General features: G+C 61.6%; 15 protein-coding genes. 7 read left to right on the forward strand and 8 right to left on the reverse strand.

All coding sequences use genetic code 11. The annotated features are described in order from the left end of the window. Positions 1 to 9: 9 nt before the first annotated feature. Complete coding sequence (locus tag AC1DTQ_RS01080; protein WP_477847297.1) at positions 10 to 924, reverse strand: glycosyltransferase family 2 protein; 915 nt, start codon at positions 922 to 924, stop codon at positions 10 to 12. Here AC1DTQ_RS01080 and AC1DTQ_RS01085 point away from each other — a divergent pair. Next, entirely contained in the window at positions 923 to 1,942 is a 1,020-nt protein-coding gene (locus tag AC1DTQ_RS01085) for a polysaccharide deacetylase family protein (RefSeq protein ID WP_477847298.1), read from the forward strand. The two genes, AC1DTQ_RS01080 and AC1DTQ_RS01085, sit on opposite strands and share 2 nt — an antisense overlap. A gap of 64 nt (positions 1,943 to 2,006) precedes the next feature. Here the strand turns inward: AC1DTQ_RS01085 and AC1DTQ_RS01090 are convergent, their stop codons facing one another. Genes AC1DTQ_RS01090 through AC1DTQ_RS01105 form a run of 4 tightly spaced genes read right to left on the reverse strand, consistent with a single transcriptional unit; the run spans position 2,007 to position 5,816 of the window. Further along, positions 2,007 to 3,065 carry a hypothetical protein gene (locus tag AC1DTQ_RS01090; RefSeq protein ID WP_477847299.1) on the reverse strand — a complete coding sequence of 353 codons (1,059 nt, stop codon included), beginning with the start codon at positions 3,063 to 3,065 and terminating at the stop codon, positions 2,007 to 2,009. A 5-nt stretch (positions 3,066 to 3,070) separates the two neighbouring features. Further along, on the reverse strand, positions 3,071 to 4,051 hold the full coding sequence (gene nadE, locus AC1DTQ_RS01095) for an NAD(+) synthase (RefSeq protein ID WP_477847301.1): 981 nt from the start codon (positions 4,049 to 4,051) through the stop codon (positions 3,071 to 3,073). After that, positions 4,048 to 5,553 carry a class I adenylate-forming enzyme family protein gene (locus tag AC1DTQ_RS01100; RefSeq protein ID WP_477847302.1) on the reverse strand — a complete coding sequence of 502 codons (1,506 nt, stop codon included), beginning with the start codon at positions 5,551 to 5,553 and terminating at the stop codon, positions 4,048 to 4,050. Before AC1DTQ_RS01100 ends, nadE begins: the two co-directional genes overlap by 4 nt. Before the next feature lie 14 nt (positions 5,554 to 5,567). Beyond that, entirely contained in the window at positions 5,568 to 5,816 is a 249-nt protein-coding gene (locus AC1DTQ_RS01105) for an acyl carrier protein (protein WP_310090139.1), read from the reverse strand. 160 nt (positions 5,817 to 5,976) lie between these two features. Between AC1DTQ_RS01105 and AC1DTQ_RS01110 the strand changes: the two genes are divergently transcribed. The 3 genes from AC1DTQ_RS01110 to AC1DTQ_RS01120 all read left to right on the forward strand — a co-directional run bounded on the left by AC1DTQ_RS01110 (position 5,977) and on the right by AC1DTQ_RS01120 (position 12,890). Next, positions 5,977 to 7,164, forward strand: a complete 1,188-nt coding sequence (locus AC1DTQ_RS01110; protein ID WP_477847304.1) for a PQQ-dependent sugar dehydrogenase — start codon at positions 5,977 to 5,979, stop codon at positions 7,162 to 7,164. A gap of 402 nt (positions 7,165 to 7,566) precedes the next feature. Next, positions 7,567 to 12,399, forward strand: coding sequence for an RHS repeat domain-containing protein (locus tag AC1DTQ_RS01115; protein WP_477847305.1), 4,833 nt, complete (start codon positions 7,567 to 7,569; stop codon positions 12,397 to 12,399). Next, on the forward strand, positions 12,396 to 12,890 hold the full coding sequence (locus AC1DTQ_RS01120) for a hypothetical protein (protein ID WP_477847307.1): 495 nt from the start codon (positions 12,396 to 12,398) through the stop codon (positions 12,888 to 12,890). The genes AC1DTQ_RS01115 and AC1DTQ_RS01120 overlap by 4 nt, the downstream gene beginning before the upstream one ends. A gap of 86 nt (positions 12,891 to 12,976) precedes the next feature. Here AC1DTQ_RS01120 and AC1DTQ_RS01125 read toward each other — a convergent pair whose 3' ends face one another. From AC1DTQ_RS01125 to AC1DTQ_RS01135, 3 genes are read right to left on the reverse strand one after another with little or no spacing between them, the layout of a single operon-like run. Continuing rightward, complete coding sequence (locus AC1DTQ_RS01125) at positions 12,977 to 13,906, reverse strand: methyltransferase domain-containing protein (protein WP_477847308.1); 930 nt, start codon at positions 13,904 to 13,906, stop codon at positions 12,977 to 12,979. Between the two features lie 45 nt (positions 13,907 to 13,951). Further along, on the reverse strand, positions 13,952 to 15,940 hold the full coding sequence (asnB, locus tag AC1DTQ_RS01130) for an asparagine synthase (glutamine-hydrolyzing) (RefSeq protein WP_477847309.1): 1,989 nt from the start codon (positions 15,938 to 15,940) through the stop codon (positions 13,952 to 13,954). 40 nt (positions 15,941 to 15,980) lie between these two features. Beyond that, the gene (locus tag AC1DTQ_RS01135; protein WP_477847310.1) at positions 15,981 to 17,171 is read right to left on the reverse strand and encodes a glycosyltransferase; all 1,191 of its coding nucleotides are present in this window, start codon (positions 17,169 to 17,171) and stop codon (positions 15,981 to 15,983) included. A 104-nt stretch (positions 17,172 to 17,275) separates the two neighbouring features. Here AC1DTQ_RS01135 and AC1DTQ_RS01140 point away from each other — a divergent pair, with 104 nt between their 5' ends. Genes AC1DTQ_RS01140 through AC1DTQ_RS01150 form a run of 3 tightly spaced genes read left to right on the forward strand, consistent with a single transcriptional unit; the run spans position 17,276 to position 20,521 of the window. Continuing rightward, a complete protein-coding gene (locus tag AC1DTQ_RS01140) occupies positions 17,276 to 18,307 on the forward strand; it encodes an acyltransferase family protein (protein ID WP_477847311.1) in 1,032 nt (343 codons plus the stop codon). A 58-nt stretch (positions 18,308 to 18,365) separates the two neighbouring features. Then, entirely contained in the window at positions 18,366 to 19,871 is a 1,506-nt protein-coding gene (locus AC1DTQ_RS01145) for an oligosaccharide flippase family protein (RefSeq protein ID WP_477847312.1), read from the forward strand. A gap of 20 nt (positions 19,872 to 19,891) precedes the next feature. Continuing rightward, positions 19,892 to 20,521, forward strand: coding sequence for a GNAT family N-acetyltransferase (locus tag AC1DTQ_RS01150; protein ID WP_477847313.1), 630 nt, complete (start codon positions 19,892 to 19,894; stop codon positions 20,519 to 20,521). The last annotated feature ends 120 nt before the right edge of the window (positions 20,522 to 20,641 follow it).

Consider the following 20,641-nt stretch of genomic DNA (forward strand, 5'->3'; position numbering starts at 1 on the left):
GCGTTTACTTCAGCCTGGAAGCAGGCCGCGAACGGCGCGACGCAAGCCGAAAGGAACCAGCCTCAGCAGATCGCCGCGCAAGGCGCGATCCGGTGTCAGACGCCATGCCCGTATCGCCAGGCTCCATCCATCCCGCCAGCGCTTGCGGATCAGCATTCCGCGCGCGTTACGCGCGTAGGTGGCGGCTAGCGCGCGACGCAACTCTGTTTCATCGACCACTCCTTTGGCGTTCTCGACGGCGCGCTCCACAACGCGCACGTAATCGTCGTAAGTAGTGGACTCGGCGGACAAGCCGTCATGGCCACGCATGGCGCGAACCAGCGAAGCTTCCACTACGCCGATCCGCCAGCGTTGCGCCACGCGCAAATGGAAATCGATGTCCTCGGCGGTGCGCAGGCCGGTATCGAAACCGCCCACATCGGCAACGACTTCCCGACGCAGCAAGGCCGAAGCGGGGGCGAGGGCGGGGTTATGGATGATCCAACGCAGAATCCAGCCGTCTTCGGGAATCGTGTCGCGGCGACGGAACACGTCGATCAAGCGGTGGTCGCTATCCACGCGCTCCACATCGCAAAGCACCATGCCGAAATCCGGATGCGCTTCCATCCACTCGAGTTGCCGCGCGGTCTTCTCGGGCAGCCATTCGTCGTCGCTGTCCAGCAACGCGAAATACCGGCCCTGCGCGATGGACATGCCGTGATTGCGCGCCGCCGAGACTCCTGCGTTGGTCTGCCAAACGTAGCGGATGCGGTCGCCGTAGCGTTCGCGCAGATGCGCTTCCGTGCCATCCGTGGAGCCGTCGTCCACCACCACGATTTCATCGACGCCCCAGGTCTGGGAAAGCACCGAATCTATCGCGCGGACCACCAGCTCGCGCCGGTTGTATGTGGGTATAATCGCGGAAACTTCGATCGCTGGCGCCATGAAGGATCTCTCCAAGAAACTGCTTTACGCCAGCGGTCTGCTGGGCCTCTACCACCGCCTGCGCAATGCCGGCAGTCTAACCGTGGTGATGTTCCACCGCACGTTGAGTCCGGAAGATCCGCGCTGGCGGACCTGCGATCCCGATTACACCTTGTCCATCGCGCATCTTTCCGAGTCGCTGGCGTTCTTCAAACGGCATTACAACGTCGTTTCGCTGCAACAGGTGGTGGACGCGCGTCGTTCGGGCGCGGCCTTGCCCTCGCATGCGCTGTTGATCACGTTCGACGACGGTTGGTCCGACAATGCCGACTATGCGTTGCCGGAGCTGCGACGCGCGGGTCTGCCGGGCCTGATGTTCGTGGTGGCCGATGCGGTGGGAACGCAACAACCCTTCTTCCAAGAGCGCCTGATCTCGGCCTGGCGTCGCGGGCTCTTGCGCGTTGATGAATTGGCGCTTGCGATGGCGCCTATGCTGGCCGAAGCCTGGACGCCGGAAGACGAGTCGATGGCGTCGCTGCGCAAAGCCATCGCCCGTCTCGAAAAGCTCGACGCGGAGCAGCGGAGCGAAATATTGGCTCCTTATCTGCCTGCGCTCGATGACGGCCTCCGGCATATGGTGGACGCGAGCGAACTGCATCGGTTGCAGGCAGGCGGAATCGCGCTTGGCCTGCATGGCAAGACCCACACGCCGATGACGGCGGCGGCGGATGTGGATGCGGAATTGGGAGGTGCGCGCGAAGAGCTCGCCCGCCATCTCGGTCAGTCCGCTCCCACCGCCGAATCGATGTCGTTTCCGCATGGCGCCCATACGCCGGAGATCGCCGAGCGCGCCCGCCGTGCCGGCTACGAACTGGTATTCACTAGCGTGCCGGTGCTCAATCCGGTCGCGCCGCAACCAAGCTGGTTGTTGGGGCGGACGGGCTACGAAACCGACACGGTGGTCGATACGAAGGGCAGGTTTCGTCCCGACTGGCTGGCGCTTTATCTGTTCCGCAGAGAGACGAGGCGCCTGGCCTGACGCGCGAGCGATAGCGGCGCCTATACGCATCGCGCGGAATTCCCCGGCGCGGAAATTCGTCGGACTACTCGTCTTCATCCGCGGATGTCAGGAACAGATCCATCGTCTGCAGATCCGGTTTTTCCTCACGGCTCCAGCGGCCGAAGACAGGTCGGCGGCCGCGTTCGACGAAGCCGCAACGCTTCCAGCTGTCGATACGCGATGCGTCGGATGCGATTTCCATGGACACGGAAGCGTGGCCGGCCTCGCGCGCGGCGCATAACATCGCCAGCAGATGAGGTTCGCTCATGCGGCCATGGCCTTCGTTGGACCAGAAATCGCGCACATGCAAAGTGTTGCCTTCCACCTGTGTAGCGAACCAAGCCTGCAGGCCCGCATCGCCGGGCGCAGTGAGCGATAGATAGCGCGTCCGCATTAGCGGGGAATCGTCGAATCGCCATTTGCAATGCGCGCTGTCCCGAATGGCGAGCAAGCCATCGCCTTTTTCGGAATTCCGCCACAAAGCGTCCATCGCGGCATCCGCCCGGCCTGACCATGCGTAATTCAGCCTTGGCCCGAAAGCGCGCTTGAGCCGGTCCTTCGCCGAAAACACCAGGTCCGCCAACGCGCCCAAGGGATAAGCAAGCCAGCCGGGAAGTCTGCTGCGCAGGTACTTGGCATGGCGCAACACGTGCGCATGACGCACGATGTCGGCGAACCTTTGGTAACCGATACGCTTGAATACCGCTGCTGCTTTTGGGTTGGGGAAGCCGTACAGCAGGTCCAGCTGTTGCCGGCCGGCCTGGATCAATCCCTGCTGCAGGATGAGGGCCGGGCCCAGCGAGCGGTGCGCCGGCACCACCGTAAGATCCACCAGCACGCCGGCGCGTATTTCCTTGCCTTGCCACAGCAGGCGGCGCCGACCTGCACAGGCTGTACCGATATCGGTACCGTCGGGGGTGTACTGCAACAGCTGCAGCACTGGCCGTCCGTACGGGCAGCCCAGGTAGAACCATTCGTACTTCGCCGCGATGCGATCTTCCTGTCCCAGGTTGCCGTGCCAGATCGACAGAACAGTATCGCGATCGCGCAAGGCATCGCCATCGCGGGTGACATATTGCGGCGGCGGCGACAGGGAATTCATCGCGCCTAGTCGAGCTCGATGACCGGACTCATCAGTACCGGAGCCTGATGCAGGTAACGGGTCGTGCGGCGTTTGTTGCGAATGTCCTCATACACCGCCTGCGCTTGCGTTTCGCTGATCTTGAGCGCAGCGGCCAGACCGCTTGCGGGTACCTCATGGTTGAGCGCCCACAGGGCGACATCCATTTGCTGATAGGGCAGGGCGAAGTAGAACTCGTCCTGACCCTGACTGAGGCTGTAGGTGTCGGTGGTGGGAATGGCGGCGCAGACGCGCTCGGGCAGACCCAGGTGGCGGGCCATGCCGTACACCTGCGATTTGTATAAGTGCGCGATGGGCTTGACGTCAGCGGAACCATCGCCGTTCTTGACGAAGAAACCCTGGTCGTATTCCACCCGGTTGGGCGTACCCACCACGCCGTAGTTCAGGCGATCGGCGTGGAAGTATTCCAGGGTCTTGCGGATGCGCTGCTTGAAATTGGTGGCAGCCACGATCGTCAGGTAGTCCTGCAGCGGCAGCTCGCGTTCGACCATCGCGCCCTCGGGAGACTGCGCGATCAGGCGGAAGCGGTTGATGCGGCCTTCGGTTCCGCCATCGATCACGATCTTGAACTTCCAGCCTTCCCCGTATTCCGGCAATGCGTGCCGCACCGCCGCGTCGCGCGCCGTGTAGCAGCCGATCGCGGCCAGGGCGGGCGCGATATCGACCGTCTCGGTGCGCACGCCAAGATGCTTGGCCAGGATATGGGCGCGTGCGGCGCTGTCGTCGGAAGAGTCCTGTTCGGGCAGAATCAAGGTGAAGACGCGCTCAGACCCCAGCGCGCGTACCGCTAGGGCGGCGCTGACCGAACTGTCGATGCCGCCGGAGATGGCCACGACCAAACCGCGGCGATGCAGTTGTCGCGCGGTCACTTCGCGCAGTTTCGCAGCGATGCGGTCGGCTTCGGCTTCGTAGTCGATATCGAGCGTAGTGGCGTCGAGAGTGGTCATGTTGTGCTCTGTAGTTCCATCAGTTGGACGCGCCGGACCTTGCCGGAAGCGGTGCGCGGCAGGGCGTCGACGAAGGCGACGTGTTTGGGGATCTTGTAGGGAGCCAGCCGGGCGCGGCAATGCGCCTTGATCCGTTCTTCGGCGCGCGGCGGCAGGTCGCTGGCGACGACGAAAGCCTTGATGACTTGGCCCAGGATTTCGTCGTCCACACCGACCACGGCCACTTCGGTTACGCCCGGCATTTCGGCGATGACTTCTTCCACGTCGGTCGGGTGCACCCGGTGCGCGCCGGTCTTGATCATGTCGCTGCGGCGGCCATGTAGGAACAGGTAGCCGTCCCCGTCCAGGTAACCGACGTCGCCGGTGCGCAGCCAGCCTTCGGCGAGCACGCTGGCGGTGGCGGCCGCATTTTCCCAGTATCCCTGCATCACGTTGGGGCCTTGCACCCACACTTCGCCGCTGTCGTCGGCGTCGGCCGGGCTGCCGTCTTCATGCAGGATCTTCCAGTGCAGGCCTTGCACGGGAATACCCACCGAGCCCAGTTTTTCGTCCAGCTTTTCCGGCGGCAGCCAGCTGATGCGCGAAGTCGCCTCGGTCTGCCCGTACATCACGAACAATCGCGGAGTGGGCAGTGCAGCGCGCAGACGATGGGTGAGCTGCGGCGACATCGCTCCGCCCGCCTGGGTCAGGTAACGCAGGGAAGAGAAATCGTAGTCGCCCAAAGCGGTGTGCTGGAGCAGGAGCGCATAGGTCGAAGGCACGCCGGAAAAACCGGTGGCGCGTTCCTGCGCAAGCGCTTGCAGCACCAGGTGCGGGAACAGCAGGTTGGGCGCCAGCACCACGCAGGCGCCGCTAATGAGATGGGTGTGCAGTACCGAGGCGCCATAGGCGTAATAGAACGGGAGCACGCTGAGTACGCGGTCTTCCGGTCCCAGCTCCAGATAGTTCACCACCGCTTCCGCGTTCGCAGCCAGATTGGCGTGGCTGAGCATTACGCCTTTCGGTGCGCCGGTGGTGCCGGAGGTGTAGAGGATCAGCGCCGTATCGCCGTCGTGGATATGCTGAGGTTCGAGCGCGTCGTTCTCGGTCGGCAGCGGACATAACGGCTCGCTCTCCGCAAGCGCCGTGCGCCCCCCGCTGTATCCGATCTCCTCCAGCGCCAATTCCGCATCGCGATGGCCTTGCTCATAGACCACATGACTGGCGCCGCTATGCTGCAACCAGGGCGCGAAGTCGCGCGCGCGCGCTTGCACGTTCAATGGCACCACGATGGCGCCGGCCAGCCAGCCTCCGTAGCAGGCCACCGCGGCCTCAATCCGGTTGGGCAACAGTAACGCCAGGCGTTGGCCCTTGGCCAGTCCTTGCTCGTGCAGATGCACGGCGAACGCCTGCGCCTGCCGCCAGAATTGGCCGTAGTCGATTCTGCGCGCGCCATCCACCATAGCGATGCGCTGCGGTGTCTGGCCTGCAATGAGGGCGACGCGGCCTGGTAGTCCGTTCACGCAGGGCCTGCCGGTCAAACGGCGAGTTTGCGGCGGACGAATTCGTCGACGGTTTGGATCGAATCGAAATTCGCCGGGATCATTTCATCCGGCACGATGGTCAGTTTGAACTCGTCTTCCAGGAAGAAGATCAGCTCGTGGATGCCCGTCGAATCGATGATGCCCCCGCGGATCAGCGAGTCCTGATCGCCCAGTGCCGATTCATCGTCCGAGAACAGGAAATTCTCCAGTATGAATTTCTTGATCTGTTGTTTCTGTTGCATGCGGATCCCCCAATCTCCCTTGGTGCTATCAACATGAACGCGGCTTTGGCCTGTTACCGGCCAGTGCGCGGGCCGCTAACGCGGGATTCCGGCGCCGCCCCGCCGTTGGGAGCCGGTGCTAACATCCGGACATCACCTGCGTTTCCACGGAGTCGTTGCCATGCGCATTCTGGCTGTCCTCCTGCTGCTCGGCCTGTCGGCTTGCGGCGACAAGGAGCCCGTTTCCCCCGCCGCGCAGCCGCGCACGGTGCAAGCCGCACCTACTGCGTACGAGTCCGAAAAGGGCCGCTATGCGGTGACCGAACTGGTCGCCGGCCTCGAGCATCCCTGGGGGCTGGCCTTCCTGCCGAGTGGCGACATGCTGGTCACCGAAAGGCCGGGCCGCCTGCGCCGCATTTCTCTGACCAGCATGTCCCAGGCGGGGCAGGTGTCGGCACCAATCACGGGACTGCCGGACTTCTTCGTCGATGGTCAGGCCGGCCTGCTGGACGTGGCCGTCTCGCCGACTTTCGCCAGCGACAATCTGGTTTATCTGTCCTATGCCGAACCCAATCTGCGCGGCAACAAGGCCGGCACCGCGGTGGTGCGGGGCCGGTTGCAAGGCGGCGCGTTGCAGGACACGCAAGTGGTCTATCGCCAGGAACCGAAACTTTCGCACGGCACTCATGTGGGTTCGCGCTTGGTCTTCGACGATGCCGGGCATCTGTTCGTCACTCAGGGCGACAACCGTGTAGCTGCCGCTGCAGCGCAGGAGTTGGACAAGCTACAGGGCAAGCTGGTGCGGATATGGCCGGACGGGCGCATCCCCGACGACAATCCTTTCGTCAAGCGTGCCGGCGCAAGACCGGAAATCTGGTCGTACGGTCACCGCAACATGCAAGGCGCCGCGCTGCATCCGGCGACGCGGCAGATATGGACCAGCGAACATGGCCCAATGGGCGGCGACGAACTCAACATTCCGCAAGCCGGACGCAACTATGGCTGGCCGGTCATCACCCACGGGAAGGATTACAGCGGCGAGCCGGTGCCGGGATCGGTCGGCAAATCGGCGCCGGGCATGGAGCAACCGCATCATGTGTGGGCGGTATCGCCGGGACTCAGCGGCATGGCGTTCTATACGGGCGATCTGTTTCCGCAATGGAAGGGCAATTTGTTTCTAGGTTCGCTGGCGCAAAGCGAACTGATTCGTCTGGAATTGGACGGCGATAAAGTGATGCATGAAGAGCGGTTGCTCGACACGCTGAAGCAGCGCATTCGCGATGTGCGGCAGGGGCCGGAGGGAGCGCTTTATGTGCTGACGGATGAGGCGGATGGCAAGTTGTTGCGGATTACGCCGGCGGTTCGTTAGCGCACATCGCTATTGACGGGAATGGTCGAGATCGCGCACGCACAAGTGTGATAAATCTCTCGATATTGCGATTCGCTTGAATTCGACATCGGCTGGGGCTATACAGCAGCTGGGGTTCGCTGCATGTGGCTGCTGAGGACAGGTGGTTTGGAGTCATCATCATCATGATGATGACTAGCCTATTGCCTGGGCAAGTCAGGATGCGCTGGACGGGAAGACAGGGGTAGGGTTCCCCTCGACGAATGTTATCGCCAGGGCAGATATAAAGAGTTGCGGCGCTATGCCGTTGGGGTTGGCCTCATCAGGGAATCCGGCTCAGGCCGAAAAGGGAAGGGAAAAATGGGGCACAGGGGAATCGCCAGAATTTGGTCGGCGGGGATATCGGCCGGGAAACCTATCGTAATGGGCGCATTGTTTGCGTCCCTGATGGTTTCATCGTTCGGCGTGCAGTCGCGCACCTTGCCATTTGAGGAATACTCAAAGCGGATCACCAGCGCGTCGACGGTGTCGCCCCTGACGATGGAGCTGTTCGGTGAACAGATCAGTCTCTACAACGGCTCGACGGAATTTAGCGCGACCGATATCGAGATTCCCGGCAACAACAAGCTGGGTGTCGGATTGAGCCGAAGCCTACGCATCGAATCTCTGGCCGAATTCACGCAGAAGTTCGGAGGCTTTGGCAGCTGGGATTTGGACGTGCCCTACATCAAGGGATCCTACCTCGACAATTGGGGCAGCTTCAGTGCGCCCTCCGGCCGCTGTTCCTGGTTCGCTCCGCCGCCCGATTGGGGCGAAATCAAGACCAAGGATTACTGGTCTGGCGCCAAGCTCCATCTGCCGGGCCAGGGCGACCAGGACATCCTGCGAATCGACAACCACGGCGGCCTGTTCCCGAAAATGCAGGCGCCGAGCGATGGATACACCTATCGGCTCGGCACTAAGGATTTTCACCGCATTCGCTGCAAGGCGACGACGGCCAATGGCTTCCCGGGCGAAGGATTCATCGTCGTCACGACAGACGGTACGACGATGACGTTCGATGTGGGCATCACTCGCAACGGCGGCACCATCGGCAAGCCAGTGAGTTACGGCAATTACGCGGATGCGGACCGCACCGATGTGTACCTGTTGGTCAGCAGCATTGTCGACAGACATGGCAATAGCGTCAACTACAACTGGAGCGGTGGGAAGCTGCAATCCATCACCAGCAGCGACGGCCGCTCAATCTCGCTGACCTGGAGCGGCAGCGTTATCGCCTCGGCGACCGCAAATGGACGCACCTGGACGTACGAGTACAACGCGGGAACCTTGTCGCGCGTGGGGCTGCCGGATGGATCCGCTTGGGCGTACGACACGTTGAACGCGCCGGGGCGGATCACCTCGCCGTTCTGGGCTGGCATTGACGCGTCCGATCCAGGCTGCACGGAGCCGCCTGAGGGCGCCGCCTCAGGCTGGATCACCATGACCCATCCGTCAGGCGCGCAAGGGCGGTTCGATTTCCAGGCAATGCGGCACCGCAGGACCGGCGTGCCGACGCATTCCTGTTACCTCGTCTACTCCGATCCCGAAGGAATCGAGTTCAGCCGTTATGAACTCGCTACCCCTGACTACTTCGATGTGCTCTCACTGACCTCGAAGCAGATCACTGGCCCGGGTGTGCCGAGTATGACCTGGTTGTACTCCTATGAAATCGCCAATGAGGGACGGGTCGAGATGGCCATGAGCCAGCCTCTGCCTTGCACTACCTGCCAGGCGGACAAGAAGGTCAGGGTCACGGGTCCAGACGGCGCAATCATGGAGTACCGGTTCGGCACCCTTTATGAGGGTAATGACGGTCTTTTACTCGGAACTAACAGGCGCAACGGATCGGAAGCGATCGTCCGCAGTGAGCAGAACGTCTACATCACGCAAGCCGAAGCCCAGTCGATGCCGTTCCCGGAGGTCTATGGCTACAACCTCGCGGCGGACGATGGGTCAACGTCCAAGATCCGGCCGATTAAAACGACGACCATCACTCAGGATGGAGCGACGTTCAATAGCCAGACCAATAGCTTCGACAGTTTCGCTCGTCCTCTTTCGGTGGCGAAGTGGTCCGGCGGCATGGCATCCAACTACAGTAAGACCGACGGCACCGAATACCACGACCACTTGGGCAAGTGGATACTGGGGCAGATCAGTCGCAGCACTACCAATGGCATCGAGACTTCACGCACGGTCTTCGACACCGACACTGCCTTGCCTTTGCAAAGCTATAGCTTTGGCAAGCTGCAGCAGACCCTGGCCTACAACGCCGATGGCACCGTGGTCACGGTCAAGGACGGCAACAACAATCTCACCACCTTGACCAACTGGTACCGCGGTGTCCCACGCAATATCCAGTATGCCGACAACACCACTAAATCAGCCGTAGTCAACGACAGTGGCTGGATTACTGCCGTCACCGACGAGAACGTTTTTTCCACCGGCTATGGCTACGATGCCATGGGCCGCCTGGCCAGCATCGTTTATCCCACGGATGACAGCACGGTTTGGAACACCACCACGATCACATTCGAACAACGGCCAATAGGCGCTTATGGCCTGCCAGCAGGACATTGGCGCAGCTGGAAGCGGACCGGGAATAACTGGAGTTTCACTTATTACGATGCGTTGTGGCGTCCTGTCATGGAGGAGCACTATGACGCAGGCGATGTAGCTTCCACTTTGTCGCAAAGTGTCAAGCATTATGACGTTGGTGGACGCCTTGCATTTCAATCCTATCCGGCTAACAACGTCAGCGACTTTCAGACCGCGGCCCAAGGCGTACGCACCGACTACGACGCTCTGGATCGGGTAACGGCCGTCAAGCAGGATTCTGAACTCGGACAACTGACCACCACAACGGAATATCTCCCCGGGTTCCAAACTCGAGTTACTAATCCACGCAATCAACAGACGACGAATGGATATCAGGCTTACGACATCCCCAGTTACGACCTGCTGCGCTGGAGTGTGCAGCCCGAAGGAAAAGTAATTGAAGTCTACCGGCACCCGCAGCTGGGTGCGCCAGAAGAGCTTAGACAAAGAAGCAACGACGGCACGTTGATGCAATCTAGGTTCTACGTGTATGACCAGTACAGACAACTGTGTAAGACAGTTGAACCTGAAACTGGCGCTACCATCATGGATTACGACGGTGCAGGAAATTTGCAATGGAGCGCTGCGGGTACAGGGCTGACCAGTAGGGGCGGCTGCGACACCATCGCCGGTCGCGATTCGGGTAGGAAAGTCACGCGTTATTACGATACGCGTAATCGCCTCACGCAGCTGCTGTTTCCTGACGGGATGGGCAACCAGACATGGACTTACACGCCTGACGGTTTTCCTGCCACGATTCTTACCTTCAATAACAACATGAGTGTTAACACCGGAGAACAGGTAGGAAATACATATTCCTATAACAAACGCAGACTGTTGACTGGCGAGACTGTCGGTCAACTCAATTGGTATACCTGGCCTCTTGTATATGACTACGACGCTAACGGTTCGCTTAAGTCCCAAACATTTCCTGATGGGGCTTCCAAGGTCCTGTATGCACCTAACGCCCTGGGGCAGGCCACCTCTGTTTCAGATATAGCGGGAAATGTGTACGCTGCCGGCGTTCAGTACTATCCGAATGGCGCAGTAAAGCAGTTCACGTATGGCAATGGAGTCCAGCACTCGATGCAGCAGAACACGCGGCAGCTTCCTGCTCGGGCGACTGACAGTGGCATCATCGACTTCACTTTTTCTTACGACCCCAACGGCAACACCACCGCGATTCGTGACGTCAATGCGCCGCCCAATGCCTATTCTGGCAACAGAGACCTGGTGTACGACGGACTTGATCGCCTAACGTCGGCGCATTTGCACTGGCAGCAGGTGGATACGTTCGGTTACGACGCACTGGATAACATTGTTGCAAAATCGCATTTCAACGGATCGACCACTGTCAATCATCAGTACGTTTACGACGTTCGCAATCAACTCGCGAACATCAAAGATGCGAGCACGTCGGCAACGGTGGTCGGGCTGGGTTACGATGAGCAAGGCAATGTCCGAAACCGGAATGGACAGAACTACGCTTTCGACTACGGCAACCGTCTCAGGGAGGTCTCCGGAAAGGAGTACTACCGATACGATGGAATGGGCCGGCGGGTCATGGCTTGGGAGCCCGCCACCAACAGCATCTTTTCACAGTACACGCAGTCGGGGCAGATCCCTTACCAAGAGGACTATCGTAAGGGTGTGATTCTTTATAACTTGTATCTGGCGGGCAGTCTGGTGGCTGTAAGGGAGAAAACTCTGTCGACTGGTGCTGTTGTCACTAAATATCAGCACACAGATCCGCTGGGTAGCCCCGTGGCGGTAACGGATCAGAGCGCCACGGTTATCGACCGGACACTATGGGAGCCCTATGGCGCGGCGATCAACAAGCCGGCGTACGATGGCATCGGTTATACCGGTCACGTGATGGATAGCGCCACGGGGCTGACTTATATGCAGCAGCGCTATTACGACCCCGGCATCGGAAGGTTCCTCAGCGTTGATCCGGTCACCGCCGATGGCGGTACTGGTGGCAACTTCAATCGCTATTGGTATGCCAACAACAGCCCGTATCGGTTTACTGATCCCGATGGGCGTCAGTCGTTTGGAAACAACGAAGGGCCCGTCCACTCAGTGGATGAATTTGTTGACCGCGCATGGAGTGACATTAAAGGCAGTTTTAATACGCCGGCCCAGGCGATCGCCGCAGATGCTGCCTATGTCGTTGGTGTCGCAACAGGAAACCAAGAGCTTCAAAACACTGCAATCGATGGCATGCGGCAAAACGTCACTACAGAGGATGGCCTCAATGCTGCGATGATGCTGGTCTCGCCACGGGGCGCTCGGGGACTTGAGTCTCGTGGCTATCGTGCAGCCGCCGGCGAGAGAACCTTTCAAGGATATGTTGGAGGAGCAGTCAAAGGTGGTAACCCAACCGTAGGGCGCGGAGGACAAGACATTGCCAGGTATCGAGCAAGCGGCCACGGTGCAACTGGTGCGACGGTTACCCCTCAAAATGTGCGGAACGTTGCGCCTGATGGCGCAGTGCGCTATGGAAGTTCCGGTAAGGGAGGCGGCGACAGGAGTCCCACTAATCGTGACGTCAAAGAGTTGTATCGTGCGAGAGAAGCACAAACAGGCACGCACATACGGACGAGGGGTGGGCGATGACTTATCAAGTAGGTATCGGGATTCCTGCTGCATTGATATCCGACAGCCGTCTGGTCCTTGATGAAGCTGCGTCTCAAAACGGTTATGAGATCGAATTCGGCATAGGAGCATTCTGGGCAGAGCTTCAGGAGAGCATCGCGAAAATTGCTCAAGACTTCGATTGGGAAGTCGGGCTCATTCGTGGCGAAGGAAACAGAGCGGACTCACTGTTGGCTGAAGAACTTGCAGGATATATCCGAGGCGGACCAGAGCCGAGGTTCTTCCAGTTCTTGTTAGACATGAACTCGAGTTTGCCCAGCGTTGACCGTTACTGCATTTTTTTTGCGGACGAGTGGCGTCCCGATGTGCCTGTCCGGGTGGCAGATGGCAGGGTGAGTGACCTGATCGGATTCCTCAGAGCCTTCAAAGACTGGGAAGGCTATCGCCAGAATCCCAGCGGCCGCCTGCAGCAAGGGGATCATGACGTTCCCTTGTTCTTCATTCTCAAATAAGAGCCGTAGGGTGGGCTTCAGCCCATCGCTCTTCATTCCGACGCTATCGCTATCTGATGCATGGCAGTGGTGGGCCAAGGCTCACCTTACGCTGGTTTACGAGCAATAAAATCCACGCTGGTAATGCACAACTTCTCCGGCGTCAGCTGTGCGAATCGTGAATCCACCTTCATTGCCGCCAATTGCTCCATGCGATTAGCACGCGCAGTCGAAGTATCCAGCTCTATCGCGAATCCCAGTGCAGCCGCGCCCTCCACGAACTCATGCGCCCGCATCCGGTTCTGATACAGGAAAGCATTGTTCCACAGCTTCCACGCCCGATCCGAATACCGCAGATAGTTGAGCTGGTGGATCTTGCCGTCCACGTACGAATAGTGATCGCCGCAGTTGACCGAATGGAACATGATTCCTCCCGGCGACAGGATGCGCATCGACTCGCGATACATCGCCGTGATCGCCTCCGGCGGCACGTGTTCCAGCACGCTGTTGGAGAACACCACGTCCACCTCGCCATCGGCCAGCGCCGTGGCGGTCGCATCGGCAGGCGCCGAATACAGAATCCTGCCGCCGGTGGCCTCGCTCAGATCCGCACCCGCATCCACAGCCGTCGCCAGCATCTGATAGCGCGTCTGCACTTCGGAAAAGTCGCTGCCGCTGTCCTCAGCGATGACATCGAGGAAACCGCCCAGCTCCTTCACCGCCGCCCGCACCAGATCACCCTGCAAATGCCGGTTGAGATCGTAGGTGGTGATGCGCCGCGCACCGGCCAGATATAGAGCGAACGGAAACGTCGGATACCAGCCCGTGCCGATCTCGAAGAAATGGCTGCTGGAAATGACCACGCCCGCATCGCGCAAATGCCGGACCATGATCTGCCAGTCCTCCACCTTGACCGTCAGTTCCCTGTGGAAATTCTGCAGCCCGCCGAAACGGCGTTGCAGCCGGTAGTGCAGCGCCTCGCCGCCGGGCAGCGGGCCCAGCGCCTTCTGGATCAGCCCCTTGATTCGCCAGTGCATCTCAGTCCCCCAATGCCGGGTGCATATTGCGTGGTCGCCTCTTGATCATGCGAGCGCGGCGTCGACGGAGGTCGATCGCGCGCTTGCCGCCTGCTGGCGCGCCTCGGCGGTCTGACGATGTACCAGCATCGTGGACAGGATGCCCACGAAAGCCTGGTTGTCGGCGAAACCGGTGGCGCGTCCCTGCCGGCACTTCTCCACCAACCTGCCTACCGATACCGGATCGAAATAGCCGGCGGCGCGAATGCTGTCGGTGCCCATTAGCTCGGCCACATAATCCAGCGGCTGCCCGTCGAAGAAGAAACTCTGACTGTCGGGCGAACGATAAGGCTGCTTGGTCCGTTGCAAGATTTCCTCTGGCAGCAGGTCGGCCAAGGCGCGGCGCAGAATGTATTTTTCCGTCATGCCACGTATCTTGAAACTGGGCGGAAGCCTATTGGCGAATTCGATGACCCGATGATCCAGATAAGGCACGCGCCCCTCGATGGAACTGGCCATGGCCACGCGGTCGCCCTGCGAAGACAGCAGATAACCGGCCAGCAGCGATTTCGCTTCCACGTACTGGTCGCGCGCCAGGCCGCTCCACGACGAGATTTCCGCAGGCAGCGTGCGCTCGTAAGCGTCCAGCGGATTCCAGTCGCCGATGCCGGCGCGCAATTCCGGCGAAAGGAACGAAAGCGCGCGCTGCGAGGTGGCCCAGCGCGGCGTATGCGCGAAGATCGGGCGTTGCAGGTGTTCCATGCCCTGGCCGAAGAACGATTGCGCGAACGCCGGATTGCGCACCGGCGAATTTTCCAGATAGCCGTAAAGACGCTGCAGCAGCAGCGGACGCAGGCGTGAATCCGGCTGGCGCGCCCAGAAGCGGCGGATCTTAGCTTCTTTGAACAGATCGTAGCCGCCGAATACTTCGTCCGCGCCTTCGCCGGTCAGCACCACCTTGTAGCCTTGCTCGCGTACGCTGCCGGCCAGCAGCATCAGCGGCACCGGGGCAGTGCGCAGCACGGGCGTTTCGGTATGCCGGATCAGGCGCGGAAAAGCGTCGCCGATATCGCGGCGCGTGCAATGCAGCGTGGTGTGGTCGGTGCCCAGGTGCCGCACCATGGCCATCTGGTGTTCGCTTTCGTCGAACTCGCCATCTTCGAACGCGACCGAGAACGTGCGCACCGGTGTCTGTGTGAAGCCGCGGATCATGGCCACGATGCCGGACGAATCCAGCCCGCCGCTCAGGTACGCGCCCACCGGCACATCGGCGCGTAGTTGCAGGCGTATCGCATCCACCAGCAGTTCGCGCAGTTCGGCAGTGGCCGCTTCAATGCTTTTCGGGTAACGCGAAGGCGAGGTCTCGGCGGCGCTGGGGAACGTCCAGTCCCAGTACTGCGTCATCGTCTCGCGCCCGTCGCGTTCGATGCTGAGCAGGCAGCCGGGCGGCAGGCTGTGCACGCCTTGGTAGAGCGTGCCGGGATCGACCGCCGACCAATAGGTCAAGGTCTGCGCCAGGCCCAGCGGATCCAGCGTGGCGCATTCGGGCAGCACGGCCAGCAGCGCTTTGACTTCCGAAGCGAACCAGACCCGGCCGCCGCTGCGTGCATGGAACAGCGGCCGAATACCAGCGCGGTCGCGCGCCAACACCAGGCGCTGGCGTTGCGCGTCCCATAGGGCGATGGCGAACTGGCCGTTGAGGTGTTGCACGAAATCGTCGCCGTAGCGGTCGTACAGGTGCACGATCACTTCGGTATCGGACTGCGTGTAGAAACGGTGCCCCGAGGCTTCCAGCGACTGGCGCAGTTCGATGTAGTTGAAGATCTCTCCGTTGAACACCGTCCACACATCGCGGCGCGGGTTGTGGATGGGCTGGTCGCCCGTTGCCAGGTCGATGATGGACAGGCGCGCGTGCGCCAGGCCGATTCCCGGTTCGGCGTGAAAGCCATAGCCGTCGGGCCCGCGATGGGCCAGGGTATGGATCATGCGTTCCAGCGCCGGGCGTGCCGCCTCGGCCGTGACATCCGGTCCGCTGAAACCTGCAATTCCGCACATCGGTTCTGGTGCTCCTTGGTCGACGACAGTGTAGGCGCGCTCAGCGGGCGTGCGCGGCACTGACGGGAAGGCTGGTTCGCGATTCGTGCAGGGCCTGCTCACAAGCCTCAAGCGTGTCTTCGGCGACCTGACGCCAGTTGCGCGAGAACTTGCGTGCCAATGCGGCTTCGTCCCAGCGGCGATCCAGCGCCTGCGCCAGGCCGGCGGCCAGCGCAGCGGCATCGCGCGCCGGCACCAGAATTCCGGAATCGGCATCGACTACCTCGGGAATGCCGCCCACCGGCGTGGCGACTACGGGTCGGCCGCAGGCCAGGGCTTCCACCAATACATTGGGATGGCCTTCGGAATAGCTGGGTAAGGTCACCAGGTTGGAGGCGGCCATCCAGCGCGCGACTTCCGCGGGCGGTTGCGCTCCCGCCAGCGTCACTTGCAGCGAAGGATCGCCCGCCAGGCGCGATGCGATTTCTTCGCGCATCGGCCCTTCGCCAACCAGCACCAGACGCAGGCGCGGGCGCACGACGGAAAGCGTGCGATAGGCCTCCAATAATTCGCGCAGGCCTTTTTCGGCTACCAACCGGCCGACATAGGTCACCACTTCGGCATCGGTCGCGGCGATACCTAACTGGGCACGCGCGGCGTCGCGATCGGCGGGGTGGAAGAGTGAAGCGTCGCAGCCGTTGGGAATGGTGCGGATGCGCGCCGGCTCGGCACCGTAGTTTTCGACGGCCACCCGTCCCAGATCTTCGCTGACCACCAGCAGGCGTTGCGCGGCGCGTACCACGGGCCGCGTCAGTCCGCGGCTGATCGCATCGCGGACGCGCAGGTCGGAGCCACGCGCGCCGGCCACCAGCGGCAGGCCTGCTTTGCGCGCAGCCTGCATCGCGCCGTACGCGTCGGGGTAAAGCCAGTAGGACAGCACCAGATCCGGAGCGAAAGCCTTGAGGGGAGCATGCAGGGCGCGCGCGCAAGACCCGCCGTTGAACGGACGCGTCAATGCAGGCAGGGCCGGATAGCGCACGTATTGCACATCGCAGCCTTCCACCGTGTGCGTATCGTCGGAGGTACGGAACAGGTAGCTGCGCGGTTGCGCCCAACGCGGGTAGCTGGCGACTGGACTGACCACGCGCACCGTGGCCAGACGCGAGAGTTCGCGAATGGTCTGATACACAGGGCGGCCGCGGTTCGGTTCGCCGGCGATGGGGAACTGCGAAGTGACGATCAGCAGACGCATGGGCGAGCGGTCCGCACAGCGGGAAGCGGAGACGGGCGTTGGCCGAGAAATCCGCCAGACTGCGTTTTCACTGCCATACAGTGATCCTTAGTAGGAGGGCCAAGATGCATAAAGAAGCGTCACCGTCCTCTCGTGTGGTTGAGCTGGATGCCTTGCGGGGAATCGCAGCGCTGGCCGTCGTGGCCTTCCATTACACAACGCAATATGGGCAGCAATACGGTCATACGACGCCGCTCGGGTTCGGCTTTCCGCCGGGCAACTATGGCGTGAACCTGTTCTTCCTGATCAGCGGTTTCGTGATCTTCATGACCCTGGAGCGCACGCGCACCGCGATGGATTTCGTGGTCTCGCGTTTCTCCCGTCTGTATCCCGCCTACTGGGCCGCGATGGCCCTCACCGCCATCTTCGTCTACCTGCTGGGCATGCCGGAGCAGCGCCTGTCGTTGCGCGATCTTCTGCTCAACCTGACGATGGTGCAGCAGATCCTCGGAGGCGAACATCTGGACGGCTCGTATTGGACCCTGCAGGTGGAACTGTTCTTCTATGCGCAGATGCTGCTGTGGTTCGCGCTGGGCCAGCTCAAACGCATCCACGTGATCATTCTGCTGTGGCTGGGGCTGGCGATGGGCTACGGCGAAGTGGTGCAGCACCGCATGCACTTCTCCTATCTGGCCCGCGAGTTGCTGATCCTGCGGCACATACCGTTCTTCGCACTGGGCATCCTGTTCTACCGTCTGCATACGCGGCCGCAGGAAAACCGGTTGAACTACGCGATGATGGGTTTGTGCCTGGTGGCGATAGCCGTCGCCAACCCCCTTGTATTCCTGTGGGTGGGGCTCGCCTGTTGCGGAATTTTCCTGTTGTTCGTGAACAACCTGCTTTCATGGCTGCGCGGCGCGTTTTTTGTCTTCCTGGGCAGCATTTCCTACTCGTTGTATTTGCTGCACCAGGCGATAGGTTTCGCCTTGATCCACGATCTGGAGCGGCGGGGCGTGCCGAGTGTCCTGGCGTGCCTGCTGACGCTGGCCATCGTGCTGACGCTGGCCAGTGCGTTGACCTTCGTCGTGGAACGGCCCGCGATGCGGAAGATCCGCTCGTGGTGGCGGACGAACGGTCTGCAACTGAAATCGGCATGATTCACGCGCTGCGCGGGACCCGATCGGAAACATGCGCACTCCTTCGCGGGGAAGGTGGTTGAGCGACAATCACCAGATCGTTTCCTCTGCCGCCTGGAGCATCGGCGCCGGCTTGCTGGGTCGTGCGTTGGGACTGGTGGCCACCTTGATTGTCGCGCGGCATCTGAGCCCCGACATAGTGGGCGAGGTGGCGGTGGCCACCATCATCGCCCTGACCGGAAACTGGATATCGGCTTGGGGCTGCGGTCAGTACGTGATCGTGCACGGCGGTCAGGGCCGGCCGGCGATCTTCGCCGCCTCGCTGGTGTACCTGTCGTTCGGCGTGCTGGTCCTGGCGGGGCTGTGGTTGGCTACACCTGCCATTTCCCACCTGCTTTCCGCTCCGCAACTGGCCAACTACCTGCCGGGCGCGCTGCTGGGCATGGCGATCCGCCGGGTGGGCGCCATTCCGGACAAGCTGCTGGCCCGCGAACTGCGTTTCAGGCGCATCGCGATCGCTACCGGAGTGGGAGATATCGTCTACGCGCTGGTCGCCATTGTTCTGGTCAGTGCCACGGCGTTGGGTGGGCAGTCGATGATCGTCGCTTTCATAGTGCAATCCTGCGTGATCACCGCGATTCTGATTGCGGGTACCGGACTGCGCAGTTGGTTGGGTCCGGCGCCGGTCACCGCGCAACGATTGAGGCACATTTTCCGTTTTGGCGCGCCGGTGACCGCCGAGATCACCTTGAGCGAGGGCGCGCGCTACTGGGACAAGCCGCTGATGATGCGCGCGCTGGGCGCGGAGGCCGCCGGCACCTACAGCCTGGCTTTCAGCCTTGCGCACCTGCCAGCGTTGTTCGTGGGCGGGCATGTGGGCAACGTATTGATGCCGGCCATCGTGCGTGCGCAGCCGGCGCAGCGCGCCCCCATGATCGTACGTGCGCTTGCGCTCACCGCCGTGGTGCTGTGTCCGATGGCGTTCGGCCTGGCCAGTTGCGCACAGACCCTGGTCGAGGCGCTGCTGCCGCCAGCGTGGGCGCAAGTGGCGCCTTTGCTCAGCGTGATGGCGGTGACTTCGGTGCTGGGGGCGGGCAGTTTCATGCTGGCCTCGTTTCTCGCCGCGCTGGGGCGGAATTTCGCCCTGGTGCGCATCGAAGCGATCTCGATCGCGACGCTGGTGGCGGCACTGATGTTTCTGTCGCGTTGGGGCGTGGTGGCGGCTTCGTTCGCGGTGGGAATCGCGTTGATCGTGCAGTTCGTGCTTTCGGCATCGGCCTGCCACCGGCATGGACTGTCGTTGCGGAGGCTGGGCGGACCGCTGCTTCGTGTGCTGGCGGCTTGTGTGGCGATGGTCGTGGGCGTGCTGTCACTGCGCTGGCAGCTTGCCCCGCATCTGCAAGGAAGGGAGATGGTCCTGCTCGCGTGCGAAATCGCGATGGGTATCGCGGTGTACGTGGCTTATATGTATGCATTCGGCCGCGGCCTGCTGCAGGATGTGCTGCGCCTGCTGAGCGCGTCGGGGAAGTCGGAACTGCAGCAGGTATCGGCCAATTTCAAACCCGCCAAGGCCCTCAATGATTGAGCAGGCATGATTGAGCACGCATGATCGAGTTCAACGCCATCGTTCTGTTGGGTCGCGACCCCGGTTTCGTGCGCGAAGCGGCGCTGATGCCCGACCAACGTTTCATCGAGTTACGCGTGGAAGATGCCGAACGCATTTCTCGGGAAGACCGGCGTTACGGTCGGCGCGGCGACATGAACCGTATCCTCGCCCGTTTCGGTCACGGCCTGCGGCTGTTCGCGGTGGAGGAAGAACAGGGGCTGGTGGCCTGGTTCTGGGTCGCGCACGCCTGCCCGCGCTACTTCGACGAAATGTGCTGGCGGGTGGATCTCGAAGCGACCCATGTATGGGCACGCGATGCGTTCGTGGCACCCGAGCGCCGCGGCCGGCGGCTGCTGACCGCGATGATGGACCTGGCCGGCACATTGGATGAGCGACCCATGCGCTACCTGTCCGACGTCAGCGCATCGAACTGGGTATCGTTGCGCGCGCACAGGGCGTTGGGTTTCGAGCGATTGGCCACGGTGCGTTCGCTTGCGTTGGGCAAGCGCCTGCTGATCCGCAGTCGTCCGCCTGCGTGCATACCGAAACCTGGTGCGATCCGGCCCGAGCGTCGGGTGTTGTGGCTCAGCCCGGAAGAACAGGAATGGCACCGGGCGCATATCGCCTAGCAAACCTCCGAACCGCCGTCATCCCAGCGAAAGCTGGGATCCATCTTGATCTTGCTCTCGATCTTGCGCTGCTCCGCTTCTGCCTCCTCCCTTGCGCGCAGCGCAGGGGAGGATTGAGGA

The organism is Pseudoxanthomonas sp. P4_B2 (assembly GCF_056402315.1).

Excerpts from the sequence above, each read along its gene's own strand:
- AC1DTQ_RS01085 (WP_477847298.1), top strand. The coding sequence starts at position 923 with ATGAAGGATCTCTCCAAGAAACTGCTTTACGCCAGCGGTCTGCTGGGC.
- AC1DTQ_RS01080 (WP_477847297.1), bottom strand. The coding sequence starts at position 924 with ATGGCGCCAGCGATCGAAGTTTCCGCGATTATACCCACATACAACCGG.
- AC1DTQ_RS01090 (WP_477847299.1), bottom strand. The coding sequence starts at position 3,065 with ATGAATTCCCTGTCGCCGCCGCCGCAATATGTCACCCGCGATGGCGAT.
- nadE (WP_477847301.1), bottom strand. The coding sequence starts at position 4,051 with ATGACCACTCTCGACGCCACTACGCTCGATATCGACTACGAAGCCGAA.
- AC1DTQ_RS01105 (WP_310090139.1), bottom strand. The coding sequence starts at position 5,816 with ATGCAACAGAAACAACAGATCAAGAAATTCATACTGGAGAATTTCCTG.
- AC1DTQ_RS01110 (WP_477847304.1), top strand. The coding sequence starts at position 5,977 with ATGCGCATTCTGGCTGTCCTCCTGCTGCTCGGCCTGTCGGCTTGCGGC.
- AC1DTQ_RS01115 (WP_477847305.1), top strand. The coding sequence starts at position 7,567 with ATGGGCGCATTGTTTGCGTCCCTGATGGTTTCATCGTTCGGCGTGCAG.
- AC1DTQ_RS01120 (WP_477847307.1), top strand. The coding sequence starts at position 12,396 with ATGACTTATCAAGTAGGTATCGGGATTCCTGCTGCATTGATATCCGAC.
- AC1DTQ_RS01125 (WP_477847308.1), bottom strand. The coding sequence starts at position 13,906 with ATGCACTGGCGAATCAAGGGGCTGATCCAGAAGGCGCTGGGCCCGCTG.
- asnB (WP_477847309.1), bottom strand. The coding sequence starts at position 15,940 with ATGTGCGGAATTGCAGGTTTCAGCGGACCGGATGTCACGGCCGAGGCG.
- AC1DTQ_RS01135 (WP_477847310.1), bottom strand. The coding sequence starts at position 17,171 with ATGCGTCTGCTGATCGTCACTTCGCAGTTCCCCATCGCCGGCGAACCG.
- AC1DTQ_RS01140 (WP_477847311.1), top strand. The coding sequence starts at position 17,276 with ATGCATAAAGAAGCGTCACCGTCCTCTCGTGTGGTTGAGCTGGATGCC.
- AC1DTQ_RS01150 (WP_477847313.1), top strand. The coding sequence starts at position 19,892 with ATGATCGAGTTCAACGCCATCGTTCTGTTGGGTCGCGACCCCGGTTTC.